Source organism: Mesorhizobium sp. M1C.F.Ca.ET.210.01.1.1 (assembly GCF_004791585.1).
In the GTDB taxonomy this organism is placed as follows: Bacteria; Pseudomonadota; Alphaproteobacteria; order Rhizobiales; family Rhizobiaceae; genus Mesorhizobium.
In genome coordinates this window covers 26,161-47,298 of sequence record NZ_SRUU01000020.1, presented here as the reverse complement: position 1 = coordinate 47,298, position 21,138 = coordinate 26,161, and the positions used below count along the sequence as shown (strand labels likewise).

At 59.8% G+C, this 21,138-nt stretch carries 15 protein-coding genes and 2 pseudogenes; 8 read left to right on the top strand and 9 right to left on the bottom strand.

The genetic code is table 11. The features are described 5' to 3' along the window. From nadC to EN853_RS21460, 7 genes are all read left to right on the top strand, one after another. On the top strand, window positions 1-882 hold the full coding sequence (gene nadC, locus EN853_RS21490) for a carboxylating nicotinate-nucleotide diphosphorylase (RefSeq protein WP_024505570.1): 882 nt from the start codon (window positions 1-3) through the stop codon (window positions 880-882). 174 nt (window positions 883-1,056) lie between these two features. Further along, window positions 1,057-2,025 carry a biotin synthase BioB gene (gene bioB, locus EN853_RS21485; RefSeq protein WP_245454882.1) on the top strand — a complete coding sequence of 323 codons (969 nt, stop codon included), beginning with the start codon at window positions 1,057-1,059 and terminating at the stop codon, window positions 2,023-2,025. Continuing rightward, complete coding sequence (locus EN853_RS21480) at window positions 2,022-3,161, top strand: 8-amino-7-oxononanoate synthase (RefSeq protein WP_024505572.1); 1,140 nt, start codon at window positions 2,022-2,024, stop codon at window positions 3,159-3,161. The genes bioB and EN853_RS21480 overlap by 4 nt, the downstream gene beginning before the upstream one ends. Continuing rightward, window positions 3,158-3,793, top strand: a complete 636-nt coding sequence (gene bioD / locus EN853_RS21475; RefSeq protein WP_063169254.1) for a dethiobiotin synthase — start codon at window positions 3,158-3,160, stop codon at window positions 3,791-3,793. The genes EN853_RS21480 and bioD overlap by 4 nt, the downstream gene beginning before the upstream one ends. After that, complete coding sequence (locus EN853_RS21470) at window positions 3,793-5,058, top strand: adenosylmethionine--8-amino-7-oxononanoate transaminase (protein WP_126080683.1); 1,266 nt, start codon at window positions 3,793-3,795, stop codon at window positions 5,056-5,058. Before bioD ends, EN853_RS21470 begins: the two co-directional genes overlap by 1 nt. Further along, complete coding sequence (locus tag EN853_RS21465) at window positions 5,055-6,038, top strand: beta-ketoacyl-ACP synthase III (protein WP_126063924.1); 984 nt, start codon at window positions 5,055-5,057, stop codon at window positions 6,036-6,038. Before EN853_RS21470 ends, EN853_RS21465 begins: the two co-directional genes overlap by 4 nt. Window positions 6,039-6,211: 173 nt before the next feature. Next, on the top strand, window positions 6,212-7,855 hold the full coding sequence (locus EN853_RS21460) for an MFS transporter (RefSeq protein WP_126063923.1): 1,644 nt from the start codon (window positions 6,212-6,214) through the stop codon (window positions 7,853-7,855). A 234-nt stretch (window positions 7,856-8,089) separates the two neighbouring features. Here the strand turns inward: EN853_RS21460 and hemN are convergent. Then, window positions 8,090-9,416 (bottom strand): annotated as a pseudogene (gene hemN / locus EN853_RS21455) (oxygen-independent coproporphyrinogen III oxidase). Between the two features lie 470 nt (window positions 9,417-9,886). Then, on the bottom strand, window positions 9,887-10,243 hold the full coding sequence (locus EN853_RS21450) for a hypothetical protein (protein WP_024505577.1): 357 nt from the start codon (window positions 10,241-10,243) through the stop codon (window positions 9,887-9,889). 682 nt (window positions 10,244-10,925) lie between these two features. On the opposite strand from EN853_RS21450, the gene EN853_RS21445 reads away from it, so the two are divergent. Then, the gene (locus EN853_RS21445) at window positions 10,926-12,065 is read left to right on the top strand and encodes a porin (RefSeq protein WP_126063922.1); all 1,140 of its coding nucleotides are present in this window, start codon (window positions 10,926-10,928) and stop codon (window positions 12,063-12,065) included. 482 nt (window positions 12,066-12,547) lie between these two features. Here EN853_RS21445 and EN853_RS21440 read toward each other — a convergent pair whose 3' ends face one another. From EN853_RS21440 to EN853_RS21410, 7 genes and pseudogenes are all read right to left on the bottom strand, one after another. Then, window positions 12,548-14,419, bottom strand: a complete 1,872-nt coding sequence (locus tag EN853_RS21440; RefSeq protein ID WP_127861423.1) for an acyltransferase family protein — start codon at window positions 14,417-14,419, stop codon at window positions 12,548-12,550. Between the two features lie 83 nt (window positions 14,420-14,502). Beyond that, window positions 14,503-15,063, bottom strand: coding sequence for a CpaD family pilus assembly lipoprotein (locus tag EN853_RS21435; protein ID WP_063169261.1), 561 nt, complete (start codon window positions 15,061-15,063; stop codon window positions 14,503-14,505). A gap of 12 nt (window positions 15,064-15,075) precedes the next feature. After that, a complete protein-coding gene (locus EN853_RS21430; RefSeq protein ID WP_050580548.1) occupies window positions 15,076-16,497 on the bottom strand; it encodes a type II and III secretion system protein family protein in 1,422 nt (473 codons plus the stop codon). Between the two features lie 71 nt (window positions 16,498-16,568). Then, a complete protein-coding gene (locus EN853_RS21425) occupies window positions 16,569-17,255 on the bottom strand; it encodes a response regulator transcription factor (protein ID WP_024505585.1) in 687 nt (228 codons plus the stop codon). Between the two features lie 812 nt (window positions 17,256-18,067). Further along, window positions 18,068-18,236: pseudogene (locus EN853_RS34675) on the bottom strand (transposase); the annotation flags it as partial. A gap of 714 nt (window positions 18,237-18,950) precedes the next feature. Continuing rightward, window positions 18,951-19,985: an L-threonine 3-dehydrogenase gene (tdh, locus tag EN853_RS21415; protein ID WP_126063920.1), complete on the bottom strand. Its 1,035-nt coding sequence runs from the start codon at window positions 19,983-19,985 to the stop codon at window positions 18,951-18,953. Between the two features lie 65 nt (window positions 19,986-20,050). Further along, on the bottom strand, window positions 20,051-21,064 hold the full coding sequence (locus tag EN853_RS21410; protein ID WP_126063919.1) for an adenosine kinase: 1,014 nt from the start codon (window positions 21,062-21,064) through the stop codon (window positions 20,051-20,053). Window positions 21,065-21,138: the final 74 nt, after the last annotated feature.

Sequence of the window (21,138 nt, the reverse complement as noted above, 5' to 3'; positions counted from 1 at the left end):
ATGACTTCATTCTCCCCCCTCCCCGCGACCCTGATCGAACCGATTGTGCGCGTTGCGCTCCTCGAAGACCTGGGCAGATCCGGCGACCTGACCACCGATGCGGTTATCCCGTATGATTGCACTGCCACGTTGGTGCTCAAAGCGAGGCAGGCGGGCGTCGTTGCCGGGCTCGATCTGGTCTCGTATGCCTTCCTTCTCGTGGAACCGGCGATCAACATCCAGATCTGGCGCCCTGATGGCAGCGAGGTTGGGGCCGGGGAAACCATTGCAAGATTGTCCGGACCCGCACGAGGCCTGCTCACGGCCGAACGCACGGCCCTCAATTTCTTATGCCGGCTGAGCGGCATTGCCACTGCCACAGCGGCCATGGTTGAGGCCGTGCGCGGTCACAAGGCGAGGATTGTATCGACGCGAAAGACGACGCCCGGGCTGCGGGCATTGGAGAAATACGCCGTGCGCGTCGGCGGCGGTGCCAATCACCGGTTCGGCCTCGATGACGGCGTGCTCATAAAGGACAACCACATCGCGATCGCCGGCGATATCCGCACAGCAATAGAGCGGGCGCGCGCCGCAGCAGGGCATATGGTGAAGGTCGAGGTCGAGGTCGACACGCTGAAGCAGCTCGATGCAGCGCTCGCGATTGGTGTTGACGCGGTGCTGCTCGACAATATGTCGGTCGAGGATCTTGCCCGCGCGGTTTCTATAGTGGATGGCCGTACGATCACCGAGGCGTCCGGTCGGGTGATGCCGAAAACGGCGGCGGCGATTGCGGCGACCGGTGTCGATCTCATCTCCATGGGTTGGCTGACGCACAGCGCCCCGATCCTCGACATCGGCCTGGACATGCCGGACCACCAGAACATCTGCAAGCACTTGAACTGAGGATTACGGCGTGAGGAGCAACATCAGCTCGGCAGGCGTAGGAGGTGCTGGAAAGACGTGCCGCAGCTCGCCTTTAGCGAGTGCGCCCCAAAGCCAAGAAGGCGTACCGGACTAGCAAACAAAGGTTTGACGATGACGATTGGAATGAACTCGGAGTTCGACGTGAACCAGACCATGCAATCGGTCGATGGAACGCCTCCGCGATGGAACCGCAAAGAGGCCGAGGCCATCTACGGCATGCCATTCAACGATCTGCTGTTCCTAGCTCAGACGATCCACCGCCAGAACTTCGATCGAAACCGAGTGCAGCTGTCGCGGCTCCTTAGCATCAAGACCGGCGGGTGCCCCGAAGATTGCGGCTATTGCAGCCAGTCTGCGCATTACGAAACCGGTGTGAAGGCGTCGAAGCTGGTGGACGTCAAGCATGTCATCGACGAAGCGGCCATGGCGCGTGATGGCGGCGCAACGCGCTATTGCATGGGCGCGGCGTGGCGAAGTCCCAAGGAGCGCGACATGGAGGTTGTGGTCGCCATGATTGAGGGCGTCAAGGCCCTCGGCATGGAGACCTGCATGACGCTCGGCATGCTCGATCTTGAGCAAGCTGCTCGCCTGAAGCAGGCCGGTCTCGACTACTATAACCACAACATCGATACCTCTGAGCGCTACTATGGCGAGGTTATTTCAACCAGGACTTTTGCCGACCGGCTGGAAACGCTTGGGCACGTGCGCGCGGTTGGGATGAAAGTCTGCTGCGGCGGCATTGTCGGGATGGGAGAAGAAAAGACCGATCGCATCGACATGCTGGTCACGCTCGCGAACCTGCCCGAGCCGCCGGAAAGCGTGCCGATCAACATGCTTATTCCCATCGAAGGCACGCCGCTTGCCGCGGCCGACGCCATCGATCCGATCGATTTCGTCCGCATCGTTGCGCTCGCGCGGGTGATGATGCCGAAATCCTATGTAAGGCTGTCCGCCGGCAGGACGGCGATGAGCGACGAAACGCAGGCGCTGTGCTTCTTTGCCGGGGCCAATTCGATCTTTGTCGGCGACACGCTGCTGACGGCGGGAAATCCCGGCGAGGACAAGGATACCCTTCTGTTCCGGCGCCTCGGCATTGAGCCTATGGAACTCGCCACGCAATGAAGGAGGCAATTCTTGCCCGCTATGACGCAACCTTGCGGGGACTGGGGCGCAAGGACCGGTTGCGGACGCTCGCACCGCGCGCCGGGCTCGACTTCTCGTCGAACGACTATATCGGACTTGCCGCCTCCAAAAGACTGGGCGATGCGGTTTCGACGGCGATTGCGCGGGGCACGCCAGTGGGCGCCACCGGATCGCGGCTGTTGCGCGGCAATGCACCGGAACATGAGCAACTGGAGGCGGACGCAGCGGCATTTTTCGGAGCCGAGCGTGCACTGTTCTTCGGCAGCGGCTATATCGCCAACTTCGCTCTGCTGACGGCCCTGCCGCAGAAAGGCGACCTGCTGGTCCTCGACGAGCTCGCTCATGCCAGCATGCATGAGGGTGCCCAGGCCGGGCGCGCTGAGTTCAAGCTGGCCGCGCACAACGACGTCGACGCTGTCGAGGACGCAATCACCCGCTGGCGCGCCGAAGGCGGCATGGGGCGGGTGTGGATCGCCTTCGAAAGCCTTTACAGCATGGATGGCGACCGTGCGCCGATGGAGAGCCTGGTCGCGCTGGCTGATCGGTACCAGGCATTCATCGTCGTCGATGAAGCGCATGCCACCGGCGTCTGGGGACCGGACGGCCGGGGACTGGCCGCCGCGTATGAAGGCCGCGACAACATCGTCACGCTCCACACATGCGGCAAGGCGCTTGGCGCATCCGGCGCGCTCGTTACCGGACCGCGAACACTGTGCGACTATCTTATCAACCGGTGCCGGCCATTCATCTATGCGACCGCACCATCGCCGCTGATGGCAGTCGCGGCACGTGAGGCGCTGACTATTCTGTCTGACGAGCCTATGCGTCGTGCTCAGTTGCACGAGCGTGTCGCTTTCGCGAGCCGGCAATTGGCCGAACGCTGCGGCGTGATGCCCAGCGGTTCGCAGATCCAGCCGCTTGTGATCGGCGATAACAGCCGCACCATGGCGGTGGCGGCAGGACTGCAGGCACGCGGCTTCGACATACGCGGCATTCGCCCGCCGACAGTGCCTGAGGGTACGTCGCGCCTGCGCATTTCGCTGACTCTCAACGTCGACGAAGCCGACATTTCCGCCATGGTCGAGGCTCTCGTCGGAGTGTTGGCCACAGCATGACCAAACGCATCGTCGTCACCGGAACAGACACTGGAATTGGCAAGACAGTGTTTTCGGCCGGACTTGCCGGGCTGCTCGACGGCTTCTACTGGAAGCCGGTGCAATCGGGCCTCAACGAGGAGACCGACAGCGAGGTCGTCGCCCGGCTTTCCGGCTTGCCCGACGGACGCGTGCTGCCCGAAGTCTATCGACTGACGATGCCGCTGTCGCCGCATCGATCAGCCGAAATCGACGGCGTCGCGATCGAGGCCGACGATCTTTCATTTCCGGTCCTGCCGACACCGCTCGTCATCGAAGGCGCCGGCGGGCTGATGGTGCCGCTCAATCGACAGACAAGGTTCATTGACATATTCGAACAATGGCGGCTGCCGGTCATACTGTGCGCCCGCACCGCGCTTGGCACCATCAATCATACGCTGTTGTCGATCGAGGCCCTGAGAGCCCGCTCCATCCCGCTCATCGGCATTGCCTTCATTGGCGAAGAGGTGGCCGATACACAAAGGACAATCGTGGAATTCGGCGGCGTGCCGCAGCTGGGCAGGCTGCCGCACCTCGGTCCGCTGACGGGTGAAACGTTGAGAGATGCAATGATTTCCGGCTTCGACCTGGCCATGATTGCCGGAGGCGACTGATGGCGGAGTCTCGAGTCTGGCATCCGTTCACGCAGCACGCGCTAGAGCCCTCGGTCCCTGAAATCGTGCTGACTGAAGGCGCCTATCTCCACAAGGCCGACGGCTTCCGCATCCTCGATGCGATTTCTTCCTGGTGGGTCGTCACCCATGGCCATCGCCACCCCCGCATCATGAAGGCCATCGAGACGACCGCGTCGAGCCTCGACCAGATCATCTTCGCGGGCTTCACCCACGAGCCGGCCGAACGGCTGGCCGAGGCGCTTATCGGCATCGCACCCGCCGGCCTCGACCGGGTGTTCTATTCCGACAGTGGCTCCACCTCAGTCGAAGTCGCGCTGAAGATGGCGCTCGGCTATTTCCGCAACATCGGCGCGCCGCGTTCGCGCATCGCCGTCATGGAGCACAGCTATCATGGCGACACGATCGGGGCGATGAGCGTCGGCGCCCGCGGCGTCTTCAACGCCGCCTATGATCCTTTGCTGTTCGAGGTCGACGCCATCCCCTTCCCGGCCGCCGGGCGCGAGCAGGAAACGCTGGATCGGTTCGAGGCCGTTAGCCGCGACCGGCGCGCAGCCGCGCTGATCGTCGAGCCGCTGGTGCTTGGCGCCGGCGGCATGCTGATGTATCCGGCCTGGGTTCTTGCCGAATTGAAGAGGATCGCCGAAGCCTCCGGCACGCTGCTGATCGCCGATGAAGTGATGACCGGCTGGGGGCGCACCGGAACCATGTTTGCCTGCGAACAGGCGTCCGTCTCGCCCGACATCTTGTGCACCTCGAAAGGTCTGACCGGTGGTACCATCCCGCTGGCCGCCACGATCGCCACCGATGCCATCTTCCACGCTCACTTTTCGGAGGATCGCAAGAAGACGTTTTTCCATTCGAGCTCCTACACCGCCAATCCGATCGCCTGCGCGGCAGCACTTGCCAATGTCGAGATCTGGCGTGACGAGCCGGTGGCCGAGCGGATCGCGGTCTTGAGCGCGAGGCAGGCCGCCGGGCTGCAACGCTTCCGGGTCAATCCATATTTCACCGACTGCCGGACAACCGGCACCATCGCGGCACTCGACCTACGCACCGGCTCAGCCGGTTATCTGGCCGAGATCGGGCCAAAACTGCGCGCTTTTTTCCTTGAGCGGGGGCTACTTGTGCGCCCGCTCGGCAATGTCCTCTATCTTCTACCGCCCTATTGCATCACCAGCGACGAATTGGGCGGGCTCTATGACGCGATAGAGGAGGCCGGCGAACGCTTCGGCTCGCGGCCATGAACCTATCGTCGCGCGTTCTCGGCTTCGGCCATCATGCGCCGGCGCGCAAGGTCGAGAACCCGGAAATCGAAGACCGGCTCGGGCTTGAGCCCGGCTGGATCGAGCGGCGCACCGGAATTCGCTCGCGCTTCTGGGCAACAGACGAAGACACGCTGTCGGGCCTTGCCGCCTCTGCCGGCGACATGGCGCTGACCAATGCCGGTATCGACCGCGGCGACGTCGGTCTACTCTTGCTCGCCACGTCGACGCCCGATCACCTTCTGCCGCCAAGCGCGCCGCTGGTCGCACATCGGCTGGGGCTAGGCCGCGCCGGAGCGATCGACCTGACCGGCGCCTGCGCCGGCTTCATCTATGCGCTGATGTTCGCCGACGGGTTCACCCGCCTGCACGGCAAAGCGAGCCTTGTCATCGCCGCCAACATCCTCAGCCACCGCATCAATTTGGCCGAGCGCGCCAGCGCCGTGCTGTTTGCCGATGCCGCCGGCGCCATGGTGATCAGTCCTTGCGATGACCCGGATCGAGGCATTCTCGGCGCTTCGGTGGATTCCGACGGCTCGCGCTACGGGCTAATCCAGATTCCCGCCGGGGGAAGCAACACTCCGTTCCATGCCGACCTCGACCTCGCGCAGACACGGATGACGATCACTGACGGCCGTGAAGTATTCAGCAAGGCCGTGGAGATGATGACCGCCTGCTCGAGAGATGCGCTCACTGCTGCCCGACTGAGGCCGCAAGACCTCGATCGTTTCGTGCCGCATCAGGCCAATGCGCGCATTTTCGACGCGGTCGGCAGGAACCTCGGCATCGCTGATCACTCGATCGTCAAGACGATCGCCGAATATGGCAACTCTTCCGCCGCGACGATCCCGCTCTCATTGTCGCTGGCCCATCGGGCGCAGCCGTTTCGGCCTGGCGAGAAAGTCCTCTTGGCGGCAGCGGGTGCGGGTCTCAGCGGCGGCGCGCTTGTGGTGGGAATTTAGCAAAGCAATGCTTGCGCACAGGACTGCTCATGAATGAGACTATGAGAATGGCTCAATACGTAAATAGTCGCCGGCAAGCTCCATAGAGCTGGGTTCCGTGCGGTGCTCCGCGATGTCTAAGTATCGACCCGCTTGCTCAAATCGCAGCGCTCATCGAAGGCCAGCAATACCTCATGCAGAGCGAAAATCCTCAACCGCCCGTTTCAAAGACGCTCGCCCCATTTCGAAACAAGGTGTTTCGCTCAATTTGGGCGGCCACCCAGATTTCCAGCCTCGGTTGGCTAGTGCAAACGGTCGCCATCAGTTGGCTTATGGCAACGATTTCAGCGTCCGACCTCATGGTGGCACTCGTCCAGGCCGCATCCACATTGCCGGTGTTCTTCCTCTCAGTTTTCGCCGGAGCCATTGCCGACAACTTCAGCCGCCGGTGGGTGATGTTTGCGGGACACTGCCTGATAGCATCGGCGTCGACGACGCTGATGATTTCTGTGGGTCTGGGATTTGTCAGTCCTTGGCTGATTCTCGGGTTAGGTTTCCTGGCCGGCTGCGGCTTTGCCTTGAATGATCCGGCTTGGCACGCTTCGGTCGGCGATATCCTTCACAAACGCGACATTCCGGCCGCAGTGACGCTTATGTCCGTCGGATACAACATTGTGCGCAGCGTTGGTCCGGCCTTGGGGGGCGTGATCCTGGCCGTCTTTGGGCCGCTGGCCGCTTTCGCCTTGGCTGCGGTGAGTGATCTGGCGCCCATAAGCGCGATATGGCGCACCAAATGGGAGGTCCGCTCTTCGCCTCTCCCTCGTGAGAGAATGACGACGGCAATTCATGACGGAGTGCGCTTTACTGCGATGTCTTTGGAGATCAGGGCAGCGACCGCCCGAGCCGCTCTTTTCGGATTGGCAAGCATCTCCATTCTGGCGTTGCTCCCCCTCGTCGTCCGGGATCAGTTGAAGAGTGGGCCAATTGTCTACGGTATCTTATTGGCCGGCTTCGGCATGGGTGCTTTCATCGCGGGCATGGGCAACGGCTTCTTGAGGAAGGTCACGTCTCAAAACAGGCTGGTGGCCTTCGCCTCTGTGGCTTGTGCAGTCTGTTGCCTCTCCCTTGCCCTTACATCGTCGATTCCTGTGGCGGCCATTTCGCTGGCGCTCGGCGGAGCGGGTTGGCTTATCACCTGGACGGGCATTGACGTGTCGGTGCAGTTGGCAAGCCCAAGGTGGGTTGTAGGCCGCACGCTCTCCATTTACTACGCCTTGAGCGCAGGCGGTATGGCTGCTGGCAGCTGGATCTGGGGTTCTGTCGCGCAAAACTATTCCTTGACCTTAGCATTGGAGGGCGCCGCAGGCGCTCTGTTGCTGGTTGCAGCAGCGGGGATCGTGTTGCCGGTCCGTCCCTGGGAAGAAACCGATCAAGAAAGTTCAGTTTTTCATCCGCCGGACGTGGCTCTCGATCTGAAACCCAGAAGTGGCCCTATCGTGGCCAAGGTCGAGTATTTGATATCGGAGGAAAATATCGAGGCCTTTCTGGGCTCCATGCGCACGCGGCGACACGTCCAGAGCCGTGCCGGTGCACGAAACTGGACGCTCCAGCGAAATCTGCAAACACCGTCACTTTGGACGGAGACATTCCGCACCCCCACCTGGATGGACTTTCTCCGCCTAAATCATCGACTCACCGCAGCAGATAAGGAAGTCGCCCAGCATCTCCTGTCACTGCATGAAGGAGAGGTGCCTCCGCAGACAGTGCTTTCGATTGAACGGACGACCGAGGCAATTCGTACCCGTACCTCGACAATCTTTTCTCGTCCTCCAAGATGACGCCATCAAGCTGCTGTCCAGGGACAGGGTGGATCACCGGTGCTTTGCAGAGCACAGCCTCACACCGAGAGCAGCGTGCTCCGGGTTGTGCGCTTTCGCGCGCACCCAGGCGAGATGATGGTGAACGCGGCGTCAAGTGGAAGTCCCCTGCATACGCTTGCGGAGTCTTCTGCGAGAGCCCATGCCGACGAGCGCCAAACAAGGTTTGATGCCTTTCGGCGTCGTGGCCTCAACTCATCGATTCGCGAGAAAAGCATCGAATGCAGCAGCAACGGCGCGAACAACAAAGCGGTGCTCCGGCCGCACGCGGATGAAGCCGTTTTCGACGTCCAGGATCCCCTCCTCAGCCAGCGTCACCAAACTCTCAACTGAATCGAGAAAACGAGCTGGTTCGATTTCGTGGGCGGCACAGATGGTCGGCACGTCGGCCTCCAAATCGCACATCAGTCGCTCGATGATCGCTGCGCGCACCCGGTCATCGTCGGTCAGACGGTGACCCTTTGATGTCGCCAGACGTCCACTTGCGATGTGCCGGGCGTAAGAATCCCGTGTTACTTCGTTCTGAACATACCCCTCGCGGACTCGGCCAATAGCCGACGCGCCTAAGCCGATCACGTTTTGCAAGTATCGGCCGAGTATCCCAGCGAATTACGCCGTAGGCGCGCCCGGTCTTCTGCGCTAGCGCGAGTTCGTCGTCCGGCGGAGCGAAATGATCGAGCCCGATCTCCCGGTAGCCAGCGCCAACCAGTGTCTCGGCGACAGCTGCAGCCTGTTCGGCGCGAAGATCGCCGTCCGGTAGACCTGCCTGCTCGATAGGCGCTGGTTCTTTATCACGGAAGGAATATGCGCGTATCCGAACACCGCAAGCCGGTTGGGGCGCATGGCGACCGCAGCCATCGCGGTCTGGATGCAGGACTGCACAGTCTGTTTCGGTAGACCGAAGATGAGGTCGAAGTTGATATGGCCAACGCCATGCCGGCGGAGATTTTGGACTGCAGCGGCCGTCTGCACCTTACTCTGGATCCGATTGATCGCCTTTGCACATCGGGATCAAAGCTCTGCACGCCGATGCTCGCGCGGTTGACACCGTTAGCTGCCAAGGCTTCGGCCATTTCCGGTGTGAACGTTCGGGGATCGATCTCCACGGTGATCGCAGCAGTTTTGCTGAAAGCGAAGTGGCGGCGTAGAAATTCCATCAGCGCCAAGTGCTCGGCTGGCCCGATAAGGTGAGGCGTTCCGCGCCGAAATGCACATCGCTCACCGGCAGCCCTTGCCGCACTTGCTCCGACACCAAACTGATCTCCTGACGCAGCACCGCTAAATAATTAAGGATCGGGCCGTTGCGACGGATGACCGCGGTAGGGAAGCCGCAATACCAGCACATGGATCGGCAAAACGGAATGTGGAAATAGAGCGACACCGATTCGTCGGCCGGGAGGCCCCCCAGCCATTCCTCATAATCGTCAGCACCAACTGCCGCAGAGAAGTCTGGCACAGTCGGATAGATGGTATACCAAGGCGGCCGGGGGTCCCGGTACTTTGTCAGGATTGAGGTGTGCAAGGAGCTGTCATCCCACGTCGCTGATCCATCATTCTTTCGTTGCGCGCTCGTCCTGGTCTCTGACCTAAGTCAGTGCGTCCCGCTTATGTCGCAGTCTCGTTTGGACAGGATGGGGTCAACCACGCCGGGGAGCGCGCGTGCCATGGTTGCGCCTGAGGTGATGGTGCGGTGCCGCATTCAACGTCTGAGTAGTACGTGACGCCAGTGCAGTGTGCTTGAGGCGTCTGCGGAAGAACTTTGCAATGCGAAATTCATGTCCGACGCAACGGACCTGTCAAGCCTCGTTCAGACGCCATCCAGGTCCAGCCAGCGGCCTTCCCTGCCGGCCGAAAAACCATACCGGCTTTAGCCACCGAGACGCTCTAAAGCTGACGTCGGCTCATTTGATGAAAGGAGGACGCCGCTAGGGGGTGCACAAGGTTCCCCGGCTTGACGTCGCTTCGAGCGAAGAGCGGCGGTGTGGCTTGTCGTCAAGCGCCGGGCAGCGTGCCCCCTACCGATATCCCGAAAAGATCGACCAAGATGGCCATGCCGACGCCACACGCGGTCTGGATGAGGCCGACCATGAAAATGCGATTGGCGCGTTCGTAGATGGGGCGCCGCAAGGAACTCATGTCGAGCAGCATGGACAGCGCTCTCATCTGCAGTGCGATGCCGAGCAGGATCGGCACTACGGCGAACAGATCGTAGAGTTGCCATGGCAAGGGGTTCGCGGCCCAATGAGTGAGGAAGCCGAGCGAAAAGGCAAGCAGGATACCCACGGCAGTGATTGTGCCGTTGCGGAAAATGGTCTCGATCGGTTCTTCCTTCGGATCGTGCTCGTCCAAGCGGCTTCCTTTCGTTGCTCTTTCCGTCGAGACTAAGTTCTCGAGAATGCTGTTCATCGCCAATTACTCGAGGCGAGCCGTAGGCAGCCGTTTCAGGGTGCGCTCCCTCTCGCTTCCGGCCGCGCAATGTACCTGCACGGCGAACTTACAGCGGCGAAAAGGTGCTGCGGCCACCATGCGACGCCTCGGACGCGCACGCCCTCTGTTCCTGGCGCAGCCCTTGCGGAGCGTACGCGCAGTGATCCTTCTCGGTAGCGCATGGCGCGGCCTCCGTTGCGGTCAGACGGGAAGCCGTCGCTGTTAAACGAGACTGTCACATATCGAACATGGCGAACCGTGTCGCACATTGCTTTTCGCAGTGACCCTCAAAAAAAGTGATTCCAGCGAGACGAAGGCGCGTCGGCCCGATTTTGGTGTCGGCCGCATTTACGCTTCAGGTTGGCATGTCGCTTGCTGCTCTATTTCGGAGAGCTGCAGCGGTCCGACCGGAGTGTTTCACATGTAAACGATAATGAATCTCCTAACAGAAAACACTATTATAAGTACATGTGGCTTTTACGCTGGCTCACCTCTCGTGTCAAGCGCTTTGGCGTCCACATATTGGAGACAACACGCACAAAATTTAGAGGAAAAGCTTGCTCTTTCGCCTCTATCCTTTTTATTCCTTCATGGAGATCTAGACATGTACATCAAGAGTCCTCTTCTCGGCTTAACTGCTCTGATGACCGTTTCCGTCGGTCGAGCAGCTGGCGCCGAGCGGGAACCGGCCGAGTACATCAAGATCTGCGACGTCCTCGGCTCGGGATATTCCTATATTCCCAACACCGAGACCTGCCTGCGCATCGGCGGCTATGTCCGTTACGATATCGGCCTGGGTGACGTCCGATCGTATGACAGCGCAAGAACCTCGGACGTGAGAACTGGCGAGGACCAAGGCACTTGGCGAAACAGCACACGCTTCACGTTCAAAACTTGGACCGGCCAGCAGACCGAGCTCGGCGCGTTGACGACCTATACCGAAACCCACGTGAATTTTGGCAACAGCGCTAACTCGCATGACAGTCCTCAGAACTATGATTTCAACAGCGGCCTCGCACTGGCTTCTGCCTGGGTCGAGCTGGGAGGCCTGCGAGTTGGCAAGGAGGGGTCGGCCTTCGATACGTTTGTAAGCTACGCTGGCGACGTTCTCGATAGTATGCTCGTTCCGTCGGCCGGCTTCGACACCAACGTGGCTCAGTACCACTTCGACGCCGGCAACGGCATTTCGACTGTGATTTCGCTCGAACAAGGATCGGGCTCAGCCGGTACTATCGACAGCTATATTCCGCACGTTGTCGCCGGCTTGAAATACACGCAAGGCTGGGGCTCGATCACCGGCGTCGCGGCTTATGACAGCAATTACGAAGCTTTTGCCGGCAAGATCCGCGTCGACGTCGCTGTCACAAACCAGCTGTCGCTGTTTGGACTCTTCGGCTACGGTTCCAATGCCAGTCTCAACGAGGACTCAAACGGCGCAATTGCCAATCATGGGCGCGGCTCGTACAAAATCTGGAACGGCCAGTGGGCTTTCTGGGCGGGCGCCACCTACGAGTTTGACGAGAAAACTTCGTTCAACCTTCAGGTCTCGGGTGATCAGCTCAAGGATGCTGGTGTGGCTGCAAACGTCGCCTACATGGTCGTTCCCGGCTTCACGGTCACAGCCGAGGTCGATTACGACCACTACGGCAACTCTGGCCTCGGCCCTGCCGAGCCTACCGCCGTCAAGGGCACGAGCAAGCCGAACAGCGTCGGCGGCATTCTCCGCTTACAAGGCTCATTTTGAAATCTCTCCAGTCGCGAGCATGGCAAAGGCACTTGCCTCGACAACGCACGCATGGAGAGCTTCGTTCGCCATCTTGAAGTCTGCATCGACCGTCCACGGCCCATCGTACCAACTAGAAACTGAAAGTTATGAGCCCTGTGTACTACACCTAGCCCTTGACCTGCCCGATGAACCGGCCAGGGGCCGTCAGTTCAAATTCGGGGCCGCTTAGAGGGCAGTGTGAGGCCGTGTTAGGTAAGCGCCACTGCAATGTCGAGGCCGCGACACGCCTGTCGCTTTGGACGGCTGGAATTGCCCTTCGCGGCGCCATTCATTCTCTCAACATTTACGTGATAATGCACGCTGAGTCCGAGCCGCGTGGCAGCACCCATCCTAGGTCACTATCGGGGGGCCTTAAACCTGAACAGCTCCATCGTCGCGGCTGCTGCGGAAGCAGGAGCTATCACTGGGACCCGTACTGGTGCTTGTCAGCCGCTGAGCCGCTACTTCGTCTTAGGAAGAGCATTGTCCTTGCCAAAAGCCGGCCAGTATTTCGAGATTGCCAGTGTGGCGCCGGCTGAAGAGAAATGACCATAGTCGAAATATAAAAACTCTCCTCTATCGGAATAGGCGCAGCGTCCTGCGCTGCACAGGAATTTCAGCGGATCGATGAATGTGGCGCCTTTGGTAAATGAGCGCACACGTTCGTTGATGTCGGGGTCCATCGCGATCGGCCAGGACGTATCGTCCAGATTTTGGCGCTTGGCGAAGAACGCAATTTTCCGGACGTCAGTTGGGAACTGCGGAGACTGGCCGATGACAAACACGCGCACGCCCAGGGCACGAAGCGTAGCGATTGTTTGCTGAAGACCGTCGAAACCTCTGACCTCATAGTCACTCCATCTACCGCTGAGGATAACCGTCTTGATGTCCGCTTCCAAGATGACGTCCAAGGCCTTGCGATTGAACCGGACACAATCAAGACGATCGTAAGGGTAGTAATAGAGTATCGGCGCGCAGCTGGCGTACGTATATTCAACGATGTTCGCCTGCAATCGATTTATGTTAGCACCCAAGCCGGAAACATAGTGCGCGGCGAAGGAGTCGCCCCACAAAAAAACCGTTGTTGGAAAACCGCTGGTGCGCGTGCAATCCTCCATATTCCAGCTTTCGATCCGGCTGGTGCCCTCGTTGAAACAGATGCCATTCCTCCAGTCCCCGACGGAAATGCGCCGCTGGACATAGTCCGGAAACCGTTGCGGAAAGCCATTGCCGAGCGCCCCCGCCGCTCCGCCGGCACAAAGGACAACGATCGCGAGCGCTGAAAAGGCGAAGATAGGCCCCGGGGAGGTGAAGGCCCTCTTCTGTCGAAACGGCTGCTCTACAAACTTCCAGGAGAATGCAGCCAATGCGAGGCTTGCCACCAACATCGCACCGGTCATCAACGGATCGAGTTTTTGGAACGAAAGATAGTGCGCGAACGCATTGAGAGGCCAGTGAACAAGATACAACGAATACGAGATGAGCCCAATCCAGACCAGCGGCCGGACTTCGAGCATGCGGGTGGCGACCGTCGAGGGGGTATTTTGGCCAACATAGATCAGAAGGGCCGTTCCGATGCATGGATACAAGGCGTTGTAGCCTGGGAACGGATCACTCGCCGAAATCGCGAAGAACCCGATGGCGAGAAGGCCAAATCCGGCCACCCCCACCGACTCCATCAGGAATCGGTTGCCCGGCGGCGAGGGGCATTTGAGCATGAGCAGGGCGCCCAACATGAGTTCCCAGATTCGGGTCGGCAGCAGATAGAATCCGGCGGTGGGTGCCAGCGATGTCGCCATCACCGCCACTACGAAGCTGCAGAGAATTATCGGAAGAAGTGTCGTCAGCCAGCGCTTCCCGATGTAGCGATAGATTAGGAACATCAGGATTGGTGCGAAGATGTAGTACTGCTCCGCTACGGAAAGCGGCCAAGTGTGCAACAGTGGTAGAAGCGCGGCATCGATAGAGAAGTAACTTGACGTTTTCCAGAAGAAAACGTTCGACCAGAAGGTCGAGGTAGCTATGATGCTAAGACTGAATCCGCGCAGATCCGGTGGCAGAAGAATGAACAATGCTGCAATGCAGGTGAGAAGCATCACAAAGACGAGCGCCGGCAGAATGCGCCGGGCACGGCGCCAGTAGAAGTTGACGATGGAAAATTGGCCGCGTTCAAGGTCATCCAGGAGGCTTCCGCTGGTTAGGTAGCCGGAGATGACGAAGAAGATATCGACCCCGCTAAAGCCACCCGGGATCGCCGAAATTCCGAAATGAAAGAGTACGACCGGAAGTACAGCAACGGCCCTAAGGCCCTCGATATAGCGCCTATATTGCATCCAGCGGTTCCTTTTATTTTAGATCAGGACGCGATTGGAAGCTTTCAATCTCCGGTAGGAGTGCTGCCGAGATAAGGGCGGTATCAGCCACCTTTATCCGTCCCGAATGTTCTGTAAGTTGCAACTGGTACAGAAGCACGATCGCCATCGCCGGCCTTGACGGCCTGATTGTCGAGCAGATCGCGCGGATCGTTGACCATCACGGCCAGGTTATGTCCTGTCGAACAACCAAGCGGCTGTTTGAAGGATTCTTCATTGGGTAAGGCACCATATGAGGGACAGACCGGCGGACGGGCGTGATAGACAATCGCCTCAATTCGCACTGAGCCGGCGTCGTGTTGATCGCGCAATTGAATGTTGTCTTCTTCGATTGCCAACTGCCTGGCCTGATGGGCTACCCCTGCGCTGAGCTGGGGCGAACCGCTGATGAGGAGGTGGATGGCATCGAACCGGCCGCGACTGGCCTTGTCTAGGAAAACACGCAAACGCTGCCGTTCGGAAGCGCGCAGGCTTTGCAACGTCAGGACGGTGGTCTCCTCTCGGACAAGCATTGGTGCCGATGGTTCGACATCAACTGGCGTAGTGCTTGTGCAGCCACTTACGCTTGGTGCCAGAGCGACAAAGAGGATTATAAAACGCAACATCTTTGGATGACACTATTCGATGATGAAGCCGAGACCGCCCTGGGCGCTTGGCGCGCCCGCACGGATAGCAGCGCGGTCTCGCGGGGGACTTGTCACGGAATTCGTCGGAGCGCCCCCTCCGTTCAAAGCCGGTGCCGCCCGCTCGGTCGGTGCGCTCATCTGGTTTGGGTTGGAGCCTGGTCTTACAATGTAAGGCGTAACTAGAATGACCAGTTCTGACTCCTCTTTTTGAAACGAGGTCGAGCGAAAAAGCGGTCCCAGGATCGGCAGTTCTCCGAGCCAGGGAAAGGCCCTGACATCATTGTTGACGTTCCGCCTGATTAGACCGCCGATTGCGAAGCTCTGGCCGCTGGCGAGTTCGACGACCGTATCGGCTCGGCGCGTGGAAACTGCCGGCACGGAAATTCCGTTGATTTGCACGGCACCTTGCGTCGACAGTTCACTGACTTCGGGCGTTACGTGAATGTTGATTTGATTGTTGCTGAGAACTGTCGGCACAAATTCCAGACTGACGCCGAAGTGACGGAATTCAACCGATACCTGCCTGTTTTCCTGCAGGACAGGAATGGGAAATTCGCCGCCCGCGAGAAAGCTGGCCTTTTCACCCGACATAGCGGTGAGGTTCGGCTCAGCCAGGACGGAAGCTATATGCTCCTTGGCGAGCGCGTCGAGAACCGCGCTGACGTTGACGGCACCGTTGTCGAATCCGATTTCTGCTGTACCGCCACCCTGGGTTGAACCAGACCCAGCGCTTGCAGCGCTTCCGCTTAGAACGCCCACTTTGAAATTGCCGATTTGACCGAAGGCGGACAAGTTGACGCCGAGTGACTTCATGGCGCTGCGTGAGACTTCGGCTACGCGCACGCTGAGGTTAACTTGCAGGGATCCAGCGACCTTGATGTTGTTGACGACTTGCGCTCCGTCGCCCAGATATTGCTCAGTGACTCTTTTTGCGGTGTCGGCGACCTCTGCGTCGGGCGCCGTCCCGCTAAGGATTGCGCCGCGCGGCGTATAGTTGACGCGGATGGGATAGTCGCCGACCTGCTCCCGCAACATGGCGCGTAAATCCCCGATCGGTTGCGTGACAACGATACGCAATTCGGCGAGAGGCTCGCCATTGCCATCCAAGGCGAATAGGCTGGTCCGCCCCGATTTCTTGCCAAAGACGAAGATTGTTTTGCTCGATGGCGCCTGAAAATCCGCGATCGTGGGGTCAGCAACAAAGATGGTCGTGGCTGGCGCGGGCAGATGAACGGTCTCCCCGAGCGAAGAGGAAAGGGTCAGCGTGGCGTTGATGCTATTCGAAGCCGCATGCGGCGGGCCTTTGTCCTGCTTGTTTTGCGCCGCGACACCAAGTGGGAAAGTCACAATAAGCGCGCAGAGGAGATGGCCCAGGTAACGGGGAACTGCAGGTCTTGTAACCTTGTTGGCGATCGCCCGCCAATTGAGCGCATGGCAAGGATGTTGAAGGATCAGCAAAATAGATCTTCTTTCGATTCGACAAACTATGCGGACGAGGCGTCAGTCAATTCTAGGATGTAACCAATGCCTCGGATGGTCTTGATCCGTGGCGTTGCACCTGATCTGGTCAGATGTCCCCGTAAACGATAAATTCCGACTTCAAGCGCGTTGGCAGACACGTCGTCGTTGAATGAATAGAGGTGATCTTCCAATTGCGCACGGGGCACGATGCGGCCTGCCCGGTTAAGCAGGTGCTCTAGAATACAGAGTTCGCGACGTGCGATCATCATTGGGTGCCCATCAACGAAAACCTGGCGGGCGACCGGATCAAAGTCGAGATTGCCAAATACGAGCCTCAGGTCGGTCATCTGTGTCGCCCGGCGCAGAATGGCTCTCATTCTGGCAATAAGCTCATCGGTAGAGATGGGTTTGAGCAGAAAGTCGTCCGCACCACCGTTGAAGATCGCAATTCGCTTATCGAGATCGTTAAGGCTGCTCATAATGACGGCAGGAACTGAATGCCCGTGGGTCCTCAACTGCCTCAGCCAACCCAAGCCATCGCCATCTGGCAGAGCCAATTCCAGCAGGAGAATTTCATAGCTGGCGCAAGAAAATGCACTCGAAGCCAGTTCCAGAGTACCAACGACATCAACGACGAAGCCGCCATCCCCGAGCGCAAGTCGCATGGCGCGCGCAAGATCCGCATGATGATCCACGAGCAGCGTTCGCATTTCATCTCCTCTCGAAGAGGGACGGCCCATCGAACGCGTCACCGGCGGCCATCTGATCGGAGCACACGGCGCGCAACTCGTCGCAGCTCTCGGAACTGGTCCGAGTCGGAGGGACATGCAAGTCGCTCGGTGGCAATAGGCGCGGGTGAGGACCAACTGACGGGCTCAAATACGCCGGTCGGCGAACCCACGAGGCCAGCAACCCGCGTGCGATTTCTCGTTGCATCATCTCTCCTACGTGCAGCCCCTGCGCTCGCAAGGCAGCGTCGCGGCTCAGAGCCCGATTCCCACAGAGGGTAGGGTTAGCTTTCGAGAAACTGATTGAACAAATCGATTATTTGGATCGAATGCATCCACGGTATGGATGCAGCGCACCATCTTCAACGACTGCGGCGTCCTGATGCACTGTTGTGTCTGTCGTGCTCTGCTTTTTTCGCTGTCCTTCAAGGCTGGCGAGCCTGGTGGAACCTGCGCGTCATTGGCTTGGTAGCTTGAATGCTCAACAACGGAGCGCCCTGCGCAAAGCCGCTCTCATTTCCAAAAAGCCTTGCAATCTGGTTGGAGCACTTCGCGCTCGACACCAAAATAGGCGAGGAAAACTGACGTCTGACAGGGATGTACATGCAACAGCCGATTTGCGGCACCAGCAAACGACCGCGTTCAGGCTGAAGATCGACGACCAACGGCTCCTCGATTTCCGCACCGACCGCTTTTACAAGCTCTTCCTGTGCGGGCGGATGCCGGCAAACAGCAGCACAGGGTCAGCGAAACCGGGAGCGGGCCTGCTTGATCGCCATGATCACATTGCCGCTGTCGCGCGTGCGGAGCGGAATGCAATCGGTCCAGCCGGCGGCAATCCGGTCAGCACCATCGTCTGCACGAAGCTCCCTGACGAAGACGTGCCCGAATGCGCTCAACAAAGCCGGGCGGCGGATCTTTCCAATCGCCGAAGGTGCGGGCTGGCACCGAGCGGCGAACTGCGAACTCATTCCTGCCCGGCGGCGCTGGCCGCCGCGAGCGTCGATGCGGACCCAGCCGCTCCGAATCCTCCCACAACACGATGAGCGCGTCGCGGACATCGCTGCCGTAACAGCGGCTGCGGCTCTTGCCCGCAGACGGCCTCTGCTCACGACGGTTCATAAGACGGATCGCGCGCTTGCGAATAATAGCCGGTTACCGCCTCGAACTCATCCAGAATGCGCCGCTTGTCAACGCCGCAATAAAGCTCCACGATCGCCGCTTCACCGTGTCGCCATGCTGAGCCGCGCCATCCTTCCCCCGAACCGGAATGGCACGACCTGTCCATCCCCTTTGGAACAGGACACTATTGGTAACATTTTGCTTGAGGCAATGCGGCTCGTTGCCTTCCTTTTCGCTGACCGGAAGGGTACCGGAAGTCGTCTATCGCATTTTACCCGCTGAAAGCGGCAACACCTCGACCTCAATCGCAGATCATAGGAAATAGACGATCGCGTCGGGGCCTCAGCATCGGTTCACCGGGTTTCCGTCATCGACTGAAGCGAATTGCCCCATCGACCGTCACCGGGTGGGCCGCGATACGTCGCCGTGTATGATTAGCGAGCGCACGTAGCGGAGCCATAGCTCTCCACCCAGCCATGTTCCCCTAGTTGGAAAATGTCCGGCGGACCAGAGGTGCTGTCGTCAGCTTTTCCTGAATAGCGGCCAAGGCAATCCCTACCAGTCCATCACCACCTTGCCGGAACTGCCGCTCTTCATCGCATCGAAACCGATCTGAAAATCGTCGATGCCGATGCGGTGGGTGATCAGGCCGGAGACATCCAGCGGACCCTGCACAAGCGCGATCATCTTGTACCAGGTTTCGAACATCTCGCGGCCGTAGATGCCTTTGAGATGCAGCATCTTGAAGATGACCTTGTTCCAGTCGATCTCGAAGCCGGTCGGCGCGATGCCCAGAATGGCGATCTTGCCGCCATTGTTCATGGTGTCGATCATGTCGCGGAAAGCGGGGGCGGCGCCTGACATTTCGAGCCCGACGTCGAACCCCTCGGTCATGCCGAGCACCGGCATGACGTCGCGCAGCTTCTCCTTCGAGGCGTCGACGACATGCTGGACGCCGAGTTTCTTGGCTAGCGCCAGCCGCACCGGGTTGATGTCAGTGATGACCACTTTGCGCGCGCCGACGCATTGGGCGACGAGCGCGCCCATGATGCCGATCGGCCCGGCGCCAGTCACCAGCACGTCCTCGCCGACCAGATCGAAGGACAATGCGGTGTGGACGGCATTGCCCAAGGGATCGAAGATCGCGGCAATCTCATCGGGCACATCGTCGGGGATCGGCACGACATTGTGCTGCGGGATCGCCAGATACTCGCCGAAGGCGCCTGGACGGTTGACGCCGACGCCGAGTGTGTTGCGGCACAGATGCCCTCGCCCGGCGCGACAGTTGCGGCAATGGCCGCAGACGATGTGGCCTTCGCCCAATACACGCTGGCCGACCTTGTATTCGGTGACCGCTGCGCCGAAATCGGCAACGGTGCCGACGAATTCATGGCCCGTCACCATCGGCACCGGCACCGTCTTCTGCGCCCACTGGTCCCAATTGTAGATGTGCACGTCGGTGCCGCAGATCGCCGTCTTCTTGATCTTGATCAGCACGTCGTTGGGGCCGATTTCCGGCACCGGCACCTCTTCCATCCAGATGCCCGGTTCGGCCTTGGCCTTCACAAGCGCCTTCATCATGTTCGACATCAGGATTTCCCTATTCCGTGATTGCGCTTCTGGCGAGATAGCCTGCACAACGGGAAGGTAGGCCACTAACTCGTTTGAACGTCCGGAATGGTCAGCCCCGCCTGCTCGGCCTCGCGGCGCAAATTCTGACGGGGCCTGGGGCCGATCTGCTGGATCACCAATCCGGCTGCCAGTGAGCCAAGGTCGCCGCAAGTCTGCAGGTCGCGGCCTTGCGTGTAGCCATGCAGGAAGCCGGCGGCATAGAGATCGCCGGCGCCCGTCGTGTCGACCAGTTCCTTGATGGCGGTCGCCTTGATCACCACGGTCTCGTCGCCGCGCACGATCACCGAGCCTTTTTCCGAGCGGGTGACGGCGGCGATCCGGCAATCCTTGCGGATCTGGGCCAGCGCCTCGTCGAACGACGATGTCTGGTAGAGCGACTTGATCTCGTGGCTGTTGGCAAAGACGATGTCGACCGTGCCCGAGCGCATCAGGTCGAGGAATTCGTCGCGGTAGCGGTCGACGCAGAACGAATCCGATAGCGTCATCGACACTTCTCGGCCTGCCGCGTGCGCCAGCTTCGCCGTCTGGCGGATTGCCTCCTTGGCGCGCGGCGGGTCCCACAGATAGCCTTCGAAATAGGTGACCTTGGCGCCGGACGCCTTGTCGGCTTCGACATCCTCAGGGCCAAGCTCGACGCAGGCGCCGAGATAGGTGTTCATCGAGCGCTCGCCGTCGGGCGTGACGAAGATCATCGAGCGCGCCGTCGGCGGCTCACCCTTGAGCGGCGTGGTGCCGAAGGCGACGCCCTGCGCATGGATGTCGTGGGCGTAGATTTCGCCCAGCGCATCGTTGGAGACCTTGCCGAAGAAGGCCGCGCGGCCGCCAAAGCTGGCGACGCCGGCCGCCGTGTTGCCGGCGCTGCCGCCGGACGCTTCGATCGCCGGACCCATGCGGCTGTAGAGCAGTTCGGCGCGTTGTGTGTCGATGAGGTTCATCGCGCCCTTGATGATGCCGTTGGTCTCGAGGAATTCCTCGTCGCACTGGGCGATGATGTCGACAATGGCATTGCCGATGCAAAGCACGTCATAATCCGGCATCAAAATCTCCGCCAAAACCCGAGCCGGCTTCTTGCCACGCCGGCCGGGCGTGGTCTCGCGAGTTGAAATGGGTT